The organism is Rhodococcus sp. P4_F5 (genome assembly GCF_056401315.1).
Window position 1 is genome coordinate 11550 of the sequence record NZ_JBFUJP010000067.1, and the last position, 16047, is coordinate 27596.

Consider the following 16047-nt stretch of genomic DNA (forward strand, 5'->3'; position numbering starts at 1 on the left):
CGCACATGGTGTTGTGAGACAACTATGTGATTGCCTGTACTTTGCAGGTTCCATGTAAATATGAGAAGGAGGGAGCTGCTGTGAGTGGGCAGGTCCGTGCGCAGGTTGACAAGTACTTTGAGGTCGTTGCGCATCGCAACGCCGGAGAGCCCGAGTTCCACCAGGCCGTTGCCGAGGTGTTCGAGTCGCTCACCGTCGTGCTCGAGCGCAACTCGAAGTACGCAGACTTCGGTTTGATCGAGCGGCTCTGCGAGCCCGAGCGCCAGATCATCTTCCGTGTGCCGTGGGTCGACGACCAGGGTTGCGTCCACGTCAACCGTGGCTTCCGCGTGCAGTACAACAGCGCGCTCGGCCCGTACAAGGGCGGCCTGCGCTTCCACCCGAGCGTCAACCTCGGCATCGTGAAGTTCCTCGGCTTCGAGCAGATCTTCAAGAACTCGCTCACCGGCCTGCCCATCGGCGGCGGCAAGGGCGGCTCCGACTTCGACCCCAAGGGCAAGTCCGAGGGCGAGATCATGCGCTTCTGCCAGTCGTTCATGACCGAGCTGAACCGCCACATCGGCGAGTACACCGACGTGCCCGCGGGTGACATCGGCGTCGGCGGCCGCGAGATTGGCTACCTGTTCGGCCAGTACAAGCGGCTCACCAACACCTACGAGTCGGGCGTGCTCACCGGCAAGGGCATCAACTGGGGCGGCTCGCAGGTCCGCACCGAGGCCACCGGCTACGGCGTCGCGTACTTCGTCGCCGAGATGCTCAAGGCCAAGGGTGAGAGCGTCGAGGGCAAGACCGCCGTCATCTCCGGTTCCGGCAATGTCGCGATCTACGCCATCCAGAAGATCCACCAGCTCGGCGGTCTCGCGATCGCGTGCTCGGACTCCTCGGGCTACATCGTGGACAAGAAGGGCATCGACCTCGACCTCCTCAAGGAGATCAAGGAAGTTCGTCGCGGCCGGATCAGCGAGTACGCCGACGCGGTCCCGCACGCCGAGTTCGTCGCGGGCGGTTGCATCTGGGACGTGCCGTGTGACGTCGCGCTCCCGTGTGCCACGCAGAACGAGCTCGACGACAACGCGGCCAAGACGCTGATCGCCAACGGTGTGCAGGCAGTGGCCGAGGGCGCGAACATGCCCACGACCCCCGGCGGCATCCAGGCCTTCCGCGAAGCGGGTGTCGCCTTCGCCCCCGGCAAGGCAGCCAACGCCGGTGGTGTGGCCACCTCCGCACTCGAGATGCAGCAGAACGCCTCGCGCGACTCCTGGAGCTTCGAGTACACCGACGAGCGTCTCGCCGGCATCATGCGCGGCATCCACGCCCGCACCATCGAGACGGCCGCCGAGTACGGCAAGCCGGGCGACTACGTGCACGGCGCCAACATCGCCGGCTTCGTCAAGGTCGCCGACGCCATGTTCGCACTGGGCGTCATCTGATCCACGTCACCGTGGCGCCCTGCGCCTGACGGGAACCCGTGGAAGTTGGTCTCGGCCCAATGACGTGCCGAGATCAGCGTCACCGAACGACGGGTTCCACCGCTCGTAGCTTTACCGTTCGCAGCTCCACCGTTCGTGGCTTCACCCCGCAGTAGAGTGCCGACAACGGCGTCGTGCGCTCGCTGTACCTTTCCCGGTCCGCCCCGACGGCGCGGCGGACCGACCACACCCTCCGCAACGTCTCGATCGCCAGCCGGTGACCGGGGCGTTTCCTGCATTCCGGGGTCAGTCGAACGACTCCTCGGGCAGCCAGTCCGCGTCGAACAGCGCGGCGACGGTCCGGAACGTGCTCAGGTCGCCGTCGACGGACGCCGACGTCACCAGCAGCCGCTGCACCATGACCTGCCCGGCCGACTCCTCGACGGTGTCGGTGCTGTACAGCAGCCACCACGGGCACACCTGGTAGTCGCGGTGCGCGCGGCCGATGGTCTGCCGGGCGGCGATGCCCGAGTACCGCGGCTGGTGGAAGAACCCGATCCGCGGGGTGGCCGTCGCGGTGGTCCCGTCGGCGAGCCGCTCGTTCGCGTGCAGGCTGATCGAACTGGTGGTGTTGAAGACGCACACCTGGCTCTGCCCCCGCTGGAACCGCAGCCGCTGCTCCTCGGCGTCGGGACGGCTGCCGAAGATCCGTGACACCGGGATGCCGCGCTCCTCGAGCCGGTCCGCGATCGGCTGCGCCGCGGTCGAGACCATCTCCGTCGCGACCAGCACCTGGTACCCGCGTTCGACGTGCGCGGCGACGAGGTCGACGGTGTGCGGGACCCGGATCATCCCGGCCTTCTGGCGGAACCGGACCAGGGCGGCGCGCCCGCGGGCGGTGTCCGACCCGGTGCGCGCGATCCGCATCTCCCGCCGGTACGCGCCCCACTCCATCTCGTACTGGAGCACCTCGTCGGGGGAGAGGTCCACCCCGAGACCGTCGAGCGGGGCCGGACCCCAGGGCGCGTCGCGGTGCAGCATCAGCGGCGGCTCGGCCTCGGTCAGCCAGGTGCGGACGGTGTCGACGGCCCGCGCCTGGACCGCGGTGGACGCCTTCGCCTCCGGCGACCACTGCCAGCGGCCCATGTGCTTCTCCAGGGGGATGCCCGCGTCGGCGAGCCGGGCGCCGAGGTCGTCCCACTCCTCCGGCGCCTCGCCGTGCACCTGGGCCAGCAGCGAGGACAGGTACAGCCACTCGCCGGGATGGTGGCCGGGCGTCGCGGTCATCGAGATGACGAACGGCGCCTTCTCGGGCAGGTCCAGCAGCCGGTTCACCCGACGCTGGTAGCCGGTGCGCTGGGACCGGTGCCGGAAGTTGTGCGCCTCGTCGTTGACCACGACGTCGAACCGTTGCGGCCGGCCGTTGCGGGCGATCAGCTTCTTGAGCTGGTCCGGGGAGATGATCAGCCAGCGGTAGCCGCCGTCGCCGACGGCGGCGATGGTGGCCCGCCAGTGCGGGACGGTGATCGAGGCGGGACGGTCGACGGTGACGAGGATCGTGGACCCGCCGCGCAGCGAGGCCACCGCCTTCGCGCCGAGCACCGCGGAGAGCGTCTTGCCCATGCCGGGGTCGTCGAACAGGGCGAACCCCCGGGCCTGCCGGTGGGCGGCGGCCTCGATCGCGGCGGCCGCCTCCAACTGTTCGGGGCGGGGAGTCTTCGGTGCCGCGGTCGGCGCCGGTCCGCGGGTGCCGTTGAGGTCGTCCTCGAGCCAGCGCTGGTAGGTGTACGGCTTGGTGGCGAACGGGCTCAGTTCGGCGGGCAGTGCCTCGCCGACGTAGGCGTGGGCGCGCATCTTCGGGTACCAGCGGGCGCCGGGGGCGGGGGTGCGGAACGGAACGTCGAGCACCCAGATCCGCTCGCCGGGACCGGCGACGGGCAGGTCCGCCGACGCCGCGGTGGGCGCGGCCGCGCCGCGGACGGTCTTGCTCCGGGTGGTCGCTCGGCGGGTCCGTGCGGCTGAGGTGCGGGGGCGTGGGGTTCGGGGGCGCGGGGGCACTCCGCAGAGCCTAGCGTCCGGGGATCGGTGCCGGTCAGAGCGCGCCTGGACGTCGGCGGCCGTAGTCGTCGAGACCTCGAATGGGGGCAGATTTTATGCCGTCCAATCACTAGTCTAAGGGATGTTCCTGACGGTCTACGACCTGCTCGGGGCCGTCTTCCTACTCACGGAGGAGCCCCCCAAGATGAAACTCCACAAAGCCGCGGCGCTGTCCGTGGCAGTAGTTGCGATGACGGGGATTGGCGCCGGTACTTCCTATGCGAGTTCTCCGCCGACACCGGCGAACCCAGCAGTCGAACAGCCGGCCACGCAGCTGCCCACGAGCGGTGCGCTCGCACCTCACGACGTCTACAGCCAGCCGGCCTACGAGAACATGATCACCCAGATCGAGTACGGCTGGCTCAACGGTGGCTCGCAGGTTGCGGGCATCGGTGCGGGCGTCGGCGCGGTGGTCGGCTGTGTGTTGTTCCTGTTCGTCGGCTGCATCCCCGGCGCCGCGATCGGCGCGACCATCGGTGCCGTCAACGGCATCACGAACGCGAACCCGGCGGTTCAGCCGGCGGTGTTCGACTTCATCAAGACCCTCCCGTAGGAAGGCTGTCAGCAGATCTCGTCGGCAGCGACGACGGCGTCGACCGTGGTGCCGCGTTCCCTGCCGACGAGGTCGTAGGCGGGGTTCAGCGCGGCGGCGTCCCGGACGGCCGTGCCCGCGCCGACGGTGTACCGCTGCGTGGTGTTCATCGACTCGTGGCCCAGCATCCGCATCAGCGTGTAGATGCTCACGTTCTGGTCCGCCATCGCGGTGGCGAAGGTGTGCCGGAGCTGGTGCACCAGGGCGCCTTTCGCGCGGTCCCCGTTGATTCCCGCGCGCCGGTAGGCGCGTTCGACGCGGTACTGGAGCGTGCCTCGGGTGATGCGCATGCCGTCGCCGCCGACGAACATCGGATCCCCGGGCCGGAATCGTTCCCACGGATCGGCGTTAGGTGCGAGCCGACCCTTCGCCGTGTCCGGGAAACGCTCCGACCGGCTCACCAGGTAGTGACCCAGCACGTCGACCACGGCGGGTTCGACGGTCACCACCCGCTCCTTGTTGCCCTTGCCGTGGACGTGGATCACCTTCGCGGCGCCCGGCCCGTCGTCGCCGGTGTCGCGCAGGTCGCCGAGGTCGACGGCGATCAGCTCGGCCATCCGCATGCCGGTCAGCAGCCCGGTCAGGATCACCGCCAGGTCCCGTTCCGGCCAGGCCCGCGCGCCGGTGTCGTCGGCGGACTGCAGCGTCGCGACCAGTCGTTCGACGGAATCCGCCTGGAACGCCTTGGGCAGCGTCTTGGGGGCCTTCGGCCGGAGCACGGCGGACATCGGGTTGGCGACGATGGCGTCGAGGGAGAACAGGAAGTCGCAGAGCATGTTCCAGGTGGACCAGCACCGCCGGATGGACGCGGGCTGGTGGGTGCGCGCGTACCGGGCGAACGCCGCGCGGACCGTGGCCTTGTCGATGGCGTCGAGGGTCAGCTCGGCGGCGCCGGTGCCGGTCACCGCGGCCAACGCCTCCGAAATCACCTGGTAGTCCTGCCGATACGCCTTGAGGGTGTTCGGGGAGGGTTTCGCGGTGCTGCGGTGCACGAGGAAGTCCTCGAACCACGATGCGAGCCGTTGCTGTCCTGCCATGCGTCGATCTTGCCCGATCGGGCACGGCAGAAGCCAACGGCACCAACCGGATCCGAGTAGACGATGACGAATGCAATCGAGCGTCCGGGCCATGGATAGTCTTGCCGCGGGCCGGTTGACTCGTCTGCATGACAACGACACTCGTACTTGGCGGGACAGGCAAGACCGGCAGCAGGGTCGCGGCGCGGCTGCGCGACCTCGGCACGGACGTGCGCATCGGCTCGCGTGCCGGCGCGGTGCCGTTCGACTGGGACGACGACACCAGCTGGGAGCCGGCACTGCGCGGCGCCGACTCGGTGTACATCTGCTACTACCCCGACGTCTCGTTCCCGGGTGCGGCCGAGCGGGTCGGCGCGTTCGCCCGGGCGGCCGTGGCCGGCGGCGCACGCCGGCTGGTGCTGCTGTCCGGGCGCGGCGAGCCCGACGCCGTGCCGGCCGAGGACGCGGTGCGTGGCTCCGGCGCCGAGTGGACGGTGTTGCGCTGCGCCTGGTTCGCGCAGAACTTCAGCGAGCACTTCCTGGTCCAGCCGGTGCTCGACGGGGTGATCGCGCTGCCCGCGGGGGATGTCGCCGAGCCGTTCGTCGACACCGAGGACGTCGCCGACGTGGCCGTCGCGACGCTCACGCGAGACGGCCACGCCGGGCGGACCTACGAGCTCACCGGGCCCCGCCTGGTCACCTTTGCCGACGTCGCCGGCGAGCTGACCCGGGCGACCGGCCGCGACATTCGATACCTGCCGGTCACCGCCGAGCAGTATGCCGACGCGGCCGGGCGGGCGGGCGTCCCGGCCGAGGAGATCGAGCCACTGTCCGAGCTGTTCGCCCGCGTGCTCGACGGACACAACGCGTACCTGACCGACGACGTCGAGCGTGTCCTGGGCCGGCGCCCCCGCGACTTCGTCGACTACGCGCGCGCCGCCGCGGCCACCGGCGTCTGGTCGCCGGATCCGGTCTCGGCCGCCTGACGTCAGAGGCGGCCCGGTCGGCGGGAAGCGACGACGCCGGCCGCCGGTCGGGTCTACCCGGTCATCCCTGGCGGGCCCGGAGAGCGGCCGCGAACTTCCGTCCCGGCTCCGGGTCGACCCCGAAGAGTTCGGCGTACCGTTCGTGAATCTCCGCCCACTTCTCATGTGCCATCTCTTCGGTGACGTGCTCGCCGCGCAGGTGTGGATCGAGCCGCAACAGGTAGGCCTGCCAGCCGGTCGCGGTCTGCGCCACGAGGGTGAGGTCGTCGTCGATCGCGCAGCTGAAGGCCAGCCGGCAGCCGTCGCCCTCGGCGGCGACCTCGAAGCTCTGCGGCAGCCCGGCGTAGGTCCAGGCCAGGCGATGGGGCGGATCGACCTCCGTCACCTCGAGGGTCGCGCCGCCGGCCTCGAAGGTCTCGCCCACCGCCGGTGTCCAGTCGACGGCGGCGGGGAACCAGCGCTCGAGTTCTGCCGGCACGCTGACCGCCCGCCACACGCGCTCGACCGGGTCGGCGAGGCCGAGCTCGAAGCGCAGTGTCGGATGACCGTCGATCGATTCCAGGGTTCCGTGGATCACGGGTTCTCCTCCAGTAGCCGTTTCCGGGGTCTGACCGGTTGTGGATTCTCCTCCAGGTGTCGTTCCGAGGGCGTCGTTGCGCGACGACAGCGCGACGACAGATCGGCGTGAACTGCGCCGCGCAAGGCCAAACGCGGCGKCGCCGCCGCTCGATCATCGAGTCGGTCGACTTCTCCACTTCCGGATGCAATCCGCGCCGCGACTGGGTCTACTTTCCTTGTGAAGAACGGTGCCCCTGCACTCTTCGGCCGGGCCGAGGAGATTCGCGCGCTGCGGACTTTGGTGACCGGTGCCCGTAATGCACGCGGGCGTGCAGTCGTGATCCGCGGTGAGCCCGGGATCGGAAAGACCGCCCTGTTGGACAGCGCCACCGCGAATCAGCCCGGAATCGAGGTGATTCGCGCGGACGGCTTCGAGGCGGAATCGTCGATTCCGTATGCGGGACTGCACCGCGTCGGTGTCCCGCTCCTCGGGCACGTCAGCGCACTCTCGCGCCGACATCAGCAGGCGTTGAGTGTCGCGTGGCGCGGCGAGGAGGGCCCCGCCCCCGATCGTTTCCTGGTGGGGATGGCGATGCTGGCGCTGTTCGCCGCGGCGGGTCGTCGCACGCCCATGGTGTGCGCGGTCGACGACGGGCACTGGCTCGACTCGGATTCACTCGGTGTGCTTGCGTTCGTGGCCCGTCGACTGCAGGCCGAGTCGGCAGTCTTGCTGTTCGCCACCCGCGACGACGCGGCGACCGATGTGCAGCTCGCGGGGATCGACTCGATCCGGTTGGCCGGCCTGGACGGTCTGTCGGCGGTGCAGCTGTTGCGGAGCATGGCGCAGGAGACCTTCGATCCGTTGGCCGCGACCGAGATCGCCACGGCGACTGGCGGCAACCCGCTCGCGCTGATCGACCTCGCGCAGGATTTCAGCATCCGCCAGCTCAGCGACATGTCGCTGTCCCGCGACCCGGTACCGATCGGCCGCTCCTTGGAGGTCCATTACCTGCGGCAGGTCAGGGCGCTCTCCGAGGACACGCAGCTGTGGCTGGTGGTGGCGGCGGCCGAGTCGAGTGGTCGAGATCAGCTCATCGCGGCGGCAGCGGCGCGGCTCGACCTCTCGCCGGACTGTGCGGCAGAGGCGCAGCGGTCGGGCTTCGTAATGCTCGGCGACGCCGTCGTCTTTCGCCATCCGCTGGTCCGCGCCGCGGTGTACGGGGCCACACGCAGTACGGACCGGCGCCGGGTGCATGCGGCCCTGGCGTGCGAGGCGGCCCGGCTGGGGTTGGTGGAACTGGAGGCGTGGCACGCCGCGGAGGCGTCGCCGGGGCCGGACGCGGCGGTGGCCGAGCGGCTGGAAGTGGTCGCTGACCGAGCGGCGAATCGCGGTGGACTGATGTCGAAGGCGAGCCTGCTGGCACGCGCGGCCGACCTCACGTTGCCGAGCCGTGAACGCAACAACCGGCTACTCGCCGCCGCGGAGGCGGCCGGGGCGGCCGGGGCGGGACACCTGTCTCGTGACCTGCTCGACAGACTCGATCCTGCCGGTCTCGATCGGGTCGAGCGTGGACGGTTGATCACCGCTCGGACGGCGTTGGCGGTGTTCGTGGCCGATCCGGTGGGCATTGTCGGTGCGGTGGCGGACATGCTCGCCGCCGCGGACGAGTTCCACGGAGTCGACCCCGAGTTGGAGCAGAAGGCTCTGCTCAGGGCGTTCGAGATGGCGTTGATGGCGGAGCTGCTGATGCAGCGGATCACGCTCCGGGAGCTGGGGCGGCGTCTCGAGGCCGGCGCGCTGGTCGACAACGGTCCCCGCGCGGCGGTGCTGCGGGCGCTCGGCGCGCACATCCTGCGGCCGTACGCCGAGGCGGTGCCCCTCATCCGTGACGCATTGGGCATCCTGTTCGCGCTGGACGACGCGGATCTGCCGGAGTTCGGGATCGTCGGGTTCGCTCTCACCACCGCGTTGTTCGACGAACAGGCCGGTGCGGCGTATCTCGGCCGGCTCGCGGCGATCGCGCGCGACGCGGGCGCGCTTCGGGTGCTCGACACGGTGCTGTGGGTGCGGTCGCTCTTCGAGATCGGTCGCGGTGATCCGTCGGCGGCCGGTCTGTACGTGGAACAGGTGCGCGAGCTGCGCCGAGCCATCGGGTACGAGGCGGAGAACGTGGTCAACGTCTCCTACCTCACGTGGTCGGGCGCACCACGCAATCACGTCGAGGCAGTTGGCGAGTTGACGCGGTCGATGGGGTTCGGGGGCGTGTACACATCGGCGCAGACAGCCCTCGGCGTCCGCGACATCGCCGAGGGTCACTACCGCGATGCGTACGAGCGGTTCCGTCCGATGATCGAGGAGCCGTTCCTGCAGGTCACCTACCACCAGTTGGCCGACTACGTCGAAGCCGCCGTGCGCAGCGGCCACCCCGGTGAGGGTTCTCGGGCGGGGGAGGCCATCGGCGTGATGGCCGGAGCCAGCGGCACCGCCTGGATCCGCGGGCTCGACCAGCGCTGCCGGGCCCTGCTGGCACCGGACGACGATGCCGAGCGGCATTTCGCCGGCGCGATCGAGTTGCTGCGGACAGCCCAGGTCCCCGCGGACCTGGGTCGGGCGCACCTGCTCTACGGCGAGTGGCTGCGGCGGGTGAGGCGTCGTCGGGAAGCCCGAGAGCAACTGCGTGCGGCGGTCGCGATATTTGACCGCGTGGGCGCCCCGGCCTTTGCACAGCGGGCCCGGACGGAACTTGCGGCGACGGGCGAGAAGATCAGCACGCCCCAACTCGTGGCGGGTGTCGAGATGTCTCCGCGCGAGGCGACCGTCGCCCGTCTGGCCGCGGCAGGCCAGACCAACGCCGAGATCGGGTCAACGCTGTTCATCAGCACGAACACCGTCGACTACCACCTCCGGAAGGTGTTCCAGAAGTTGGGCATCTCATCACGACGCCAACTCGCCGAACGGTTCGAGAGGGCCGACTGACCGTCACGACTACGCGCCGTGCGTGGTTCGGCTGTCTCGGCTCGGCGGCACGCTGAGGTAGGGGATCAAGCCGAGGAGACGCCCGATGCCATACATCACGACCGACGACGGTGCGCAGATCTTCTTCAGGGACTGGGGTACCGACGGCAGTCCGGTCCTCCTCAGTCACGGCTGGCCACTCAATTCCGACGCCTGGGAGGCCGCCGCGCTGTTCTTGGCGGCGCACGGCCACCGCGCCATTGCCCACGACCGCCGCGGACACGGCCGCTCGTCACAGACGTGGCACGGCAATGAGATGGACACCTACGCCGACGACCTGGCGACCCTCGTGGACACCCTCGACCTGACCGACGTCACGTTGGTCGGGCACTCGACCGGCGGCGGCGAGGTCGTGCACTACATCGGCCGTCACGGCACCCGCCGGGTCGCCAAGCTCGTGCTCGTCTCGGCAGTCCCCCCGTTCATGGTCCGTACCGACGACAACCCCGAAGGCATGCCGATCGAGACATTCGACGGCCTCCGGGCCGGTGAGATCGCTGACCGCGCTCAGCTCTACCGGGATCTTGCCGACGGCCCGTTCTTCGGCAACAACCGAAACAACGATGTCTCGCAAGGAGTCCGTGACGCCTTCTGGCTGCAGAGCATGGCAAGCGGTCACCGCGGCGCATACGAGTGCATCGCGGCCTTCTCGGCCACCGACTTCCGGCCCGACCTGAGCAAGGTAGACGTACCGACCCTTGTCATCCACGCCGACGACGACCAGATCGTGCCCTTCGAGGTCGGCGGCAAGCGGTCGGCCCAGCTGATCGACGGCGCGGTCCTCGAGGTCTACCACGGCAGTCCCCACGGACTGCCCGACACCGATCGCGACCGATTGCACGCCGACCTGCTCGGCTTCGTCAACTCCTGAATAGTCGACCAAGAGGAGCCGTCATGGGCACATCTCGATCTGTCAGAGCCGTCGTTGTCTTCATGGCGCTGGTCGCCGCGTTCACGTTGATGATCGTGAGCCCGGCCGGCGCACAATCACGCCCGACAATCGTGCTGGTCCACGGGGCGTTCGCCGACACCACCAGCTGGGACCGCGTCGCCGCCGGTCTGCGCGCGCAGGGCTACGACGTGGTCGTTCCCGACAATCCACTGCGCGGACCGGCGCACGACTCGGCGGCGGTGGAAAAGGTTCTCGCAGGGCTCGCCGGTCCGATCGTCCTGGTCGGACATTCCTACGGTGGCGCAGTCATCACCAACATCCACAATCCGAACGTCAAGGCCAACGTCTACATCGCCGCCTTCGCCCCGGCGGACGGCGAGGCGGTTCAGCAGCTTCTCGACCCGTTGCGGTTCCCCGGCAGCCAGGCCGTCCCGCCCGCGCTCCAGCTCCGAGTCGTAGACGATCCGGACGCGATCGGCGGCAAGAACGTCGACGGCTACATCGCACGCGAGTACTTCCACGAGGTATTCACCCAGGACGTCGCCGCCGCGACCGCGGCGGAGATGTTCGCCCACCAACGATCGGCCGCCCTCTGGGCGAACCTGCAACCCACCACCGACCCGTCCTGGGTCACCACGCCGAGCTGGTATCTGGTCTCCGACAACGATCGGGTGATACCCCCTGCCGCGCAACGGTTCATGGCCGCGCGAAGCGGAGCCCACACCGCCGAGATCTCGGCCTCGCACGCCTCGCTTGTCTCGCAGCCGGGGCGGGTGACCGAGACCATCGTCGGCGCCGCCACCGCCGTCAGCCACTGAGTGGGATCGACACCGAACCCGCCGTCACGCAACAACCGAGAAAGGCCCGATGATCATGACCAGGAACACCTCGGAACCCGACACCGTCGTCCTGGTTCACGGACTGTGGATGACACCCCGAAGCTGGGAGCACTGGGTGAGCCACTACGAGGCCAAGGGATACGCGGTCATCGCCCCGCCCTACCCCGGATTCGAGATCGAGGTCGAGGCACTGCGGGAGAACCCCGAGGTCATCGCCGACCTCACCGTCCCCGAAACCGTGGACCACCTCGCCGGCGTCATCGAGGCACTCGACGTCCCGCCGATCATCGTTGGTCATTCCTTCGGTGGCACCCTCACGCAGTTGCTGCTCGCCCGCGGTCTCGGCGCCGCGGCCGTCGTCGTCGATTCCGCCCCGACGGAGGGGGTGCGAGTGAATCCGCTGTCCCAGGTGAAGTCGCTGTTCCCCGCGCTGAAGAACCCCGCCAACCGGCACAGGGCGGTCGGCTTCACCCCCGAGGAGTTCCACTACGCATTCACCAACACGCTGACCCGGGAAGAATCGGACAAGGTGTGGGAACGCTATGCGATCGCCGCGCCCGGCAGCTGGGTGTGGGCCTACGGGTTGATCGCCAACTTCAAACCGGGACATCAGGAAACGTGGGTCGACTACACCGCCGATCGCGCACCCCTGCTGTTCATCGGCGGCGAAAAGGACCACATCATGCCGCCGGCGGTCAACAGGTCGAATGCCAAGCACTACAGCAAGTCACCGGCCCTGACCGAGTACCACGAGTTCGCCGGCCGTGACCACTGGACCTGCGCCGCACCCGGGTGGGAAGCGGTCGCCGACTACGCACTGGACTGGGCGGCGCGTCACGCCGACACACAGCCACGCAGCCGGCAGACCTCCTGACAGGCGCTGTTCCCCGGGCCCGGTGTCGACGGTCCCAGTTTCGCCATCGTCGTCAATCGAGTAGTCGACTACTCGCGCGTTCGGCGGTCTGCGACGTCAGCCTTGAGACAGGAAGCTGCCGAGCGGCACCGGCGAACTTGCCGCGCACAAAGGCGTATGGAGTGGAGATGCCCGATCACAGCCACACCTCGACCACCACAGCCCCGCCAAGGGACGTCTCCGACGCGGAACTCGTCCGGTGGGCCTTTGGCCGTCTCAACGCCAAGGACATCGACAGCCTGCGCACTTTCTGGACGGCCGACTCCGTCGTGCGCTTCCCGACCGGGACATGTCGTGGAACCGCCGACATCGCCGCCTACTTCGAGCAGGTCTTCGCCGCCGTGCCCGACTTTGACCTGGGGATCGAATCGATCGCCCAGTCCGGCGGCGACGTCTTCGTCCACTGGCATCTGACCGGTCGTCACGTCGGCCCCTTCTTCGGCATCGCGGGCACCGGGCGGCGAATCGACTTCGAGGGCATCGAACACTTCGTCATCGCAGACGGGAAGGTCGTCACCAACACGGTGCGCTACGACCAGATGGAGTTCGCTCGCCAGATCAAGATGCTGCCCCCCGACGGATCGATTGCGGATCGCGCGATGAAGGCCGTCTTCAACGCCAAGACGCGGGTAGTGGGCATCGCTCGCCGCGGCTGAACCGTGGGACTCACGCTTGAAGGTCCGGAGCGGGTGAGCGACCAACCGCGTGTCCAGCCGCATCGGCAACGGCCGAGCCGGTCCTGACGCCCCGAGGAAGTGATCGCATGAACACATCGACGATCGTCTCCGTCAACGGCCGCCCCACCCGCGTCCGAGTCGAGGGAATCCGTGAGAACCCGCCGGTGCTCTTGCTGCACGGCATCGGACGCAGCCTCGAGGACTGGGACCCGCAGTACACGCGGTTGTCCGGCGCATACTGGGTGATCGGTCTCGACATTCCCGGCTTCGGGTATTCAGCACGGCGGCCCGAGCCCGCCACACTCGAGGTGCTCGCCCGCGGCGTCTGTGAAACCCTCGATGCACTCGACGAACACCGGCCTGCGCATGTCATCGGCAATTCCCTGGGCGGGGCGATCGCCCAGCAGCTCGTCGCGGTCGAGCCGGATCGGGTGGCCAGCCTGGTCCTGGTCGACAGTGCGGGATTCGGATCCGAGGTGGCAGCTCTGCTGCGGATACTTGCGCTGCCGGGCATTGGTCGGCTTGCTGCCCGCCACACCACCCGGGCCGGCGCAGCCCTGGTCGAACGCCTGATCTTCGCCGATCCCACCTTCGTGACGAAGAAACGCATTGACCTCGCGATGGACATCGCTCGCCAACCCGACCCCGCTGACGTGTTGTACGAGCTGGTTCGCGCAGAGATCGGGATCCGAGGCATCCGGCCGGCCGGGCGTACCGAACTCATCGCAGCGGCCAATCGACACCCTCGGCCGACCCTGATCATGTGGGGCGAGAGGGACCGGGTTCAGCCTGCACATCACCTCGACGCTGCCCGGAGCATGTACCCGCATGCCGAGACGCATCTGTTTCCCGGTGTCGGCCACATGCCGCAACTCGAGTGCCCCGACGACTTCGCGACCCTCGTATCGGCCTTTCTCGCCGATGCCGCCACTGCGGACCAGCTCGAGTAGGGCGCGGCCGTCGCCACGACTCCTGTCCGTGGGCGTCGGGTCGTTCATTGTCTGGGCTGCAGAGATAGTGCGTCCCCGGTCCACGATGTCGTGTGTCTAGTTGATGCGCAGACTGATGTAGGACATGACCGCCGCGAAGGTCAGGATGGGGACGCCCCAGGCGAGGCGTGCCCGTTGGTAGCGAACCCAGGTTCGGGCGATCTCCGTGAAAGTCATTCCCCGCCAACTGGGTTGATGCATCTGATGGCCCCCTCGTCTGCTGCCGATCGCCACCGTATCAAGTGCAGCGGGAACGGTCGTCTGCTGCTGCGACCTGCACTGATGGCCCGTCCCGCTGGGGCAGCAGTGGCGCGTTCGTCGGGCCGACAGTACCGGCGGGCGAGGTCTCGAACTTCCTGCACCGAAGGCCGGGTTGGTTGACCAGTCGGTAGTCGCACTTGTGGAGGGCTCCCGATCGCACAGATCTGGACGAGTTCCAGATTGTGGTCAGGTCTGTGCGCGATCAGGTGTCGGACCGGAGCGATCCCGTCGTGCCGTTGGTGGATGAACGTATTCCGCATGTTCCGGAACCGAGGTGGACTTCGAGTCCGGGGCAGGTCAGGTGTCCAGGATTGAGATGCAGGACGGGTCGCCCGGACGCCCGTGCCGGTCTCTGGTGGAGATCGGATTCGCCTCCGGGCCCGATCGCCCGTTTCGGTGGTTGACAGCCCGCCGGTCGGCGGCGTACCCACGTACCGTGGAGGCATCGGGACAGTCGACGGAAGTGACGGTTGGATGACGCTCGCCGTACCGGGCATGGTTGGGAACCTGCCCATCGCGTTGACCAGTTTCGTCGGCCGCCGTCGTGAGTTGACCGAGGCGAGGCGGCTGCTGGCCACCTCGCGCTTGGTGACGCTGACCGGGATCGGCGGGGTAGGCAAGACCCGGCTTGCGTTGAAGGTCGCCGAAGATTCTCGAAGGGGCTTCGGTGACGGCATACGACTGGTCGAACTCGCCGAGGTCCACGACCCGGAGTCTCTGAAAGACGCGGTCGCGATCGCCGTCGGATTGCGCGTCCGCGCCGCCCGTCCTCCCATGGACATGTTGGTGGAGTACCTCGCGCCGCTGCGGCTGCTGCTGATCATGGACAACTGCGAGCACCTGGTCGAAGCGGTCTCGCCACTGTGCGAGGTGCTGTTGCGCAGGTGCCCTGAGGTTCGAATTCTGGCATCGAGCCGCGAGCCGCTGGGTATCGACGGGGAGGCGGTCCTGCGGGTTCCGCCGTTGTCGGTCCCGGATCCGGGGCATGCACCACAGTTGGAGGGACTTCCGCAGTACGAGGCGGTCACGTTGTTCGTCGAGCGTGCCGCGGCCGCCGTTCCCGAGTTCCGGCTCACCGAAGAAAACCAGGGCGCCGTCGTCGGGATCTGTCGCCAGCTGGACGGTCTGCCATTGCCGATCGAACTGGCGGCGGCACGGTTGCGGGCGATGTCGGCGGAGCAGATCCAGGAACGACTGACCGACCGCTACCGGTTGCTGAACAGGGGAAGTCGTTCGGCCCCGACGCGACAGCAGTCGCTGCGTGCGTGCGTCGACTGGAGTCACGATCTGTGCTCGGAGCAGGAACAGAAACTGTGGCACCGGCTGGCGGTCTTTGCGGGCAGCTTCAAACTGGACGCGGCCGAGGGCGTCTGCTCCGAGGGCTTCGTCGACGGCGAGCTGTTGGATGGCGTGGCCTCCTTGATCGACAAGTCGATCCTGATCCGTGAGGAGCCGGGCCGTGCCGTGAGGTACCGGATGTTGGAGACGATCCGCGACTACGGCGAGGAGAAACTCCGTGAGACCGGCGAGCACACCGCTTTCCTGCGGCGGTACCGCGACTGGTACGAACGGCTCGCATTGCAGGCCGCGGACGATTGGATCAGCGCTAATCAGGGGGCGTGGATCGCCCGCCTCGACCGTGAACAGGCGAATCTGCGCGACGCGCTGACGATCAGCCTCACCGGGGACGAGGAGGACGCCGCCGTCGGGCTGCGGATGGCCACCGCGTTGTATCCCTTCTGGCTCTCCCGTGGCCGGCTCAGCGAAGGACGCCGCTGGCTGGAACGTGCACTGGCCTGCCC

The 16047-nt window shown here is 68.5% G+C and carries 13 protein-coding genes; 10 read left to right on the top strand and 3 right to left on the bottom strand.

Going from position 1 to position 16047, the window contains the following annotated elements; genetic code table 11:
* The first annotated feature begins 80 nt into the window (after nucleotides 1-80).
* On the top strand, nucleotides 81-1430 hold the full coding sequence (gene gdhA / locus AC1DU4_RS21025) for an NADP-specific glutamate dehydrogenase (protein WP_477843112.1): 1350 nt from the start codon (nucleotides 81-83) through the stop codon (nucleotides 1428-1430).
* A gap of 285 nt (nucleotides 1431-1715) precedes the next feature.
* Here the strand turns inward: gdhA and AC1DU4_RS21030 are convergent, their stop codons facing one another.
* Nucleotides 1716-3467 (bottom strand): DEAD/DEAH box helicase, encoded by a 1752-nt coding sequence (locus AC1DU4_RS21030; protein ID WP_477843114.1) that lies wholly within the window; start codon nucleotides 3465-3467, stop codon nucleotides 1716-1718.
* A gap of 184 nt (nucleotides 3468-3651) precedes the next feature.
* On the opposite strand from AC1DU4_RS21030, the gene AC1DU4_RS21035 reads away from it, so the two are divergent.
* Nucleotides 3652-4059, top strand: a complete 408-nt coding sequence (locus tag AC1DU4_RS21035; protein WP_477843116.1) for a hypothetical protein — start codon at nucleotides 3652-3654, stop codon at nucleotides 4057-4059.
* Nucleotides 4060-4067: 8 nt separating this feature from the next.
* Here AC1DU4_RS21035 and AC1DU4_RS21040 read toward each other — a convergent pair whose 3' ends face one another.
* The gene (locus AC1DU4_RS21040) at nucleotides 4068-5135 is read right to left on the bottom strand and encodes a tyrosine-type recombinase/integrase (RefSeq protein WP_477843118.1); all 1068 of its coding nucleotides are present in this window, start codon (nucleotides 5133-5135) and stop codon (nucleotides 4068-4070) included.
* 128 nt (nucleotides 5136-5263) lie between these two features.
* Between AC1DU4_RS21040 and AC1DU4_RS21045 the strand changes: the two genes are divergently transcribed.
* On the top strand, nucleotides 5264-6100 hold the full coding sequence (locus AC1DU4_RS21045) for a Rossmann-fold NAD(P)-binding domain-containing protein (RefSeq protein WP_477843120.1): 837 nt from the start codon (nucleotides 5264-5266) through the stop codon (nucleotides 6098-6100).
* A 61-nt stretch (nucleotides 6101-6161) separates the two neighbouring features.
* Here AC1DU4_RS21045 and AC1DU4_RS21050 read toward each other — a convergent pair whose 3' ends face one another.
* Nucleotides 6162-6677 carry an SRPBCC domain-containing protein gene (locus tag AC1DU4_RS21050; RefSeq protein ID WP_477843122.1) on the bottom strand — a complete coding sequence of 172 codons (516 nt, stop codon included), beginning with the start codon at nucleotides 6675-6677 and terminating at the stop codon, nucleotides 6162-6164.
* A gap of 219 nt (nucleotides 6678-6896) precedes the next feature.
* On the opposite strand from AC1DU4_RS21050, the gene AC1DU4_RS21055 reads away from it, so the two are divergent.
* The 7 genes from AC1DU4_RS21055 to AC1DU4_RS21085 form a co-directional block, all read left to right on the top strand.
* Nucleotides 6897-9635, top strand: a complete 2739-nt coding sequence (locus tag AC1DU4_RS21055) for a helix-turn-helix transcriptional regulator (protein ID WP_477843124.1) — start codon at nucleotides 6897-6899, stop codon at nucleotides 9633-9635.
* 85 nt (nucleotides 9636-9720) lie between these two features.
* Nucleotides 9721-10545 (top strand): alpha/beta fold hydrolase, encoded by an 825-nt coding sequence (locus AC1DU4_RS21060; RefSeq protein ID WP_477843126.1) that lies wholly within the window; start codon nucleotides 9721-9723, stop codon nucleotides 10543-10545.
* Nucleotides 10546-10568: 23 nt separating this feature from the next.
* Complete coding sequence (locus AC1DU4_RS21065; RefSeq protein WP_477843128.1) at nucleotides 10569-11384, top strand: alpha/beta fold hydrolase; 816 nt, start codon at nucleotides 10569-10571, stop codon at nucleotides 11382-11384.
* Nucleotides 11385-11439: 55 nt separating this feature from the next.
* Nucleotides 11440-12279 carry an alpha/beta hydrolase gene (locus AC1DU4_RS21070; RefSeq protein WP_477843130.1) on the top strand — a complete coding sequence of 280 codons (840 nt, stop codon included), beginning with the start codon at nucleotides 11440-11442 and terminating at the stop codon, nucleotides 12277-12279.
* A gap of 167 nt (nucleotides 12280-12446) precedes the next feature.
* Nucleotides 12447-12974 (top strand): ester cyclase, encoded by a 528-nt coding sequence (locus AC1DU4_RS21075; protein ID WP_477843132.1) that lies wholly within the window; start codon nucleotides 12447-12449, stop codon nucleotides 12972-12974.
* 107 nt (nucleotides 12975-13081) lie between these two features.
* A complete protein-coding gene (locus AC1DU4_RS21080; protein ID WP_477843134.1) occupies nucleotides 13082-13945 on the top strand; it encodes an alpha/beta fold hydrolase in 864 nt (287 codons plus the stop codon).
* A gap of 774 nt (nucleotides 13946-14719) precedes the next feature.
* A partial coding sequence (locus AC1DU4_RS21085) for an ATP-binding protein (RefSeq protein WP_477843136.1) occupies nucleotides 14720-16047 on the top strand: 1328 nt, incomplete at its 3' end.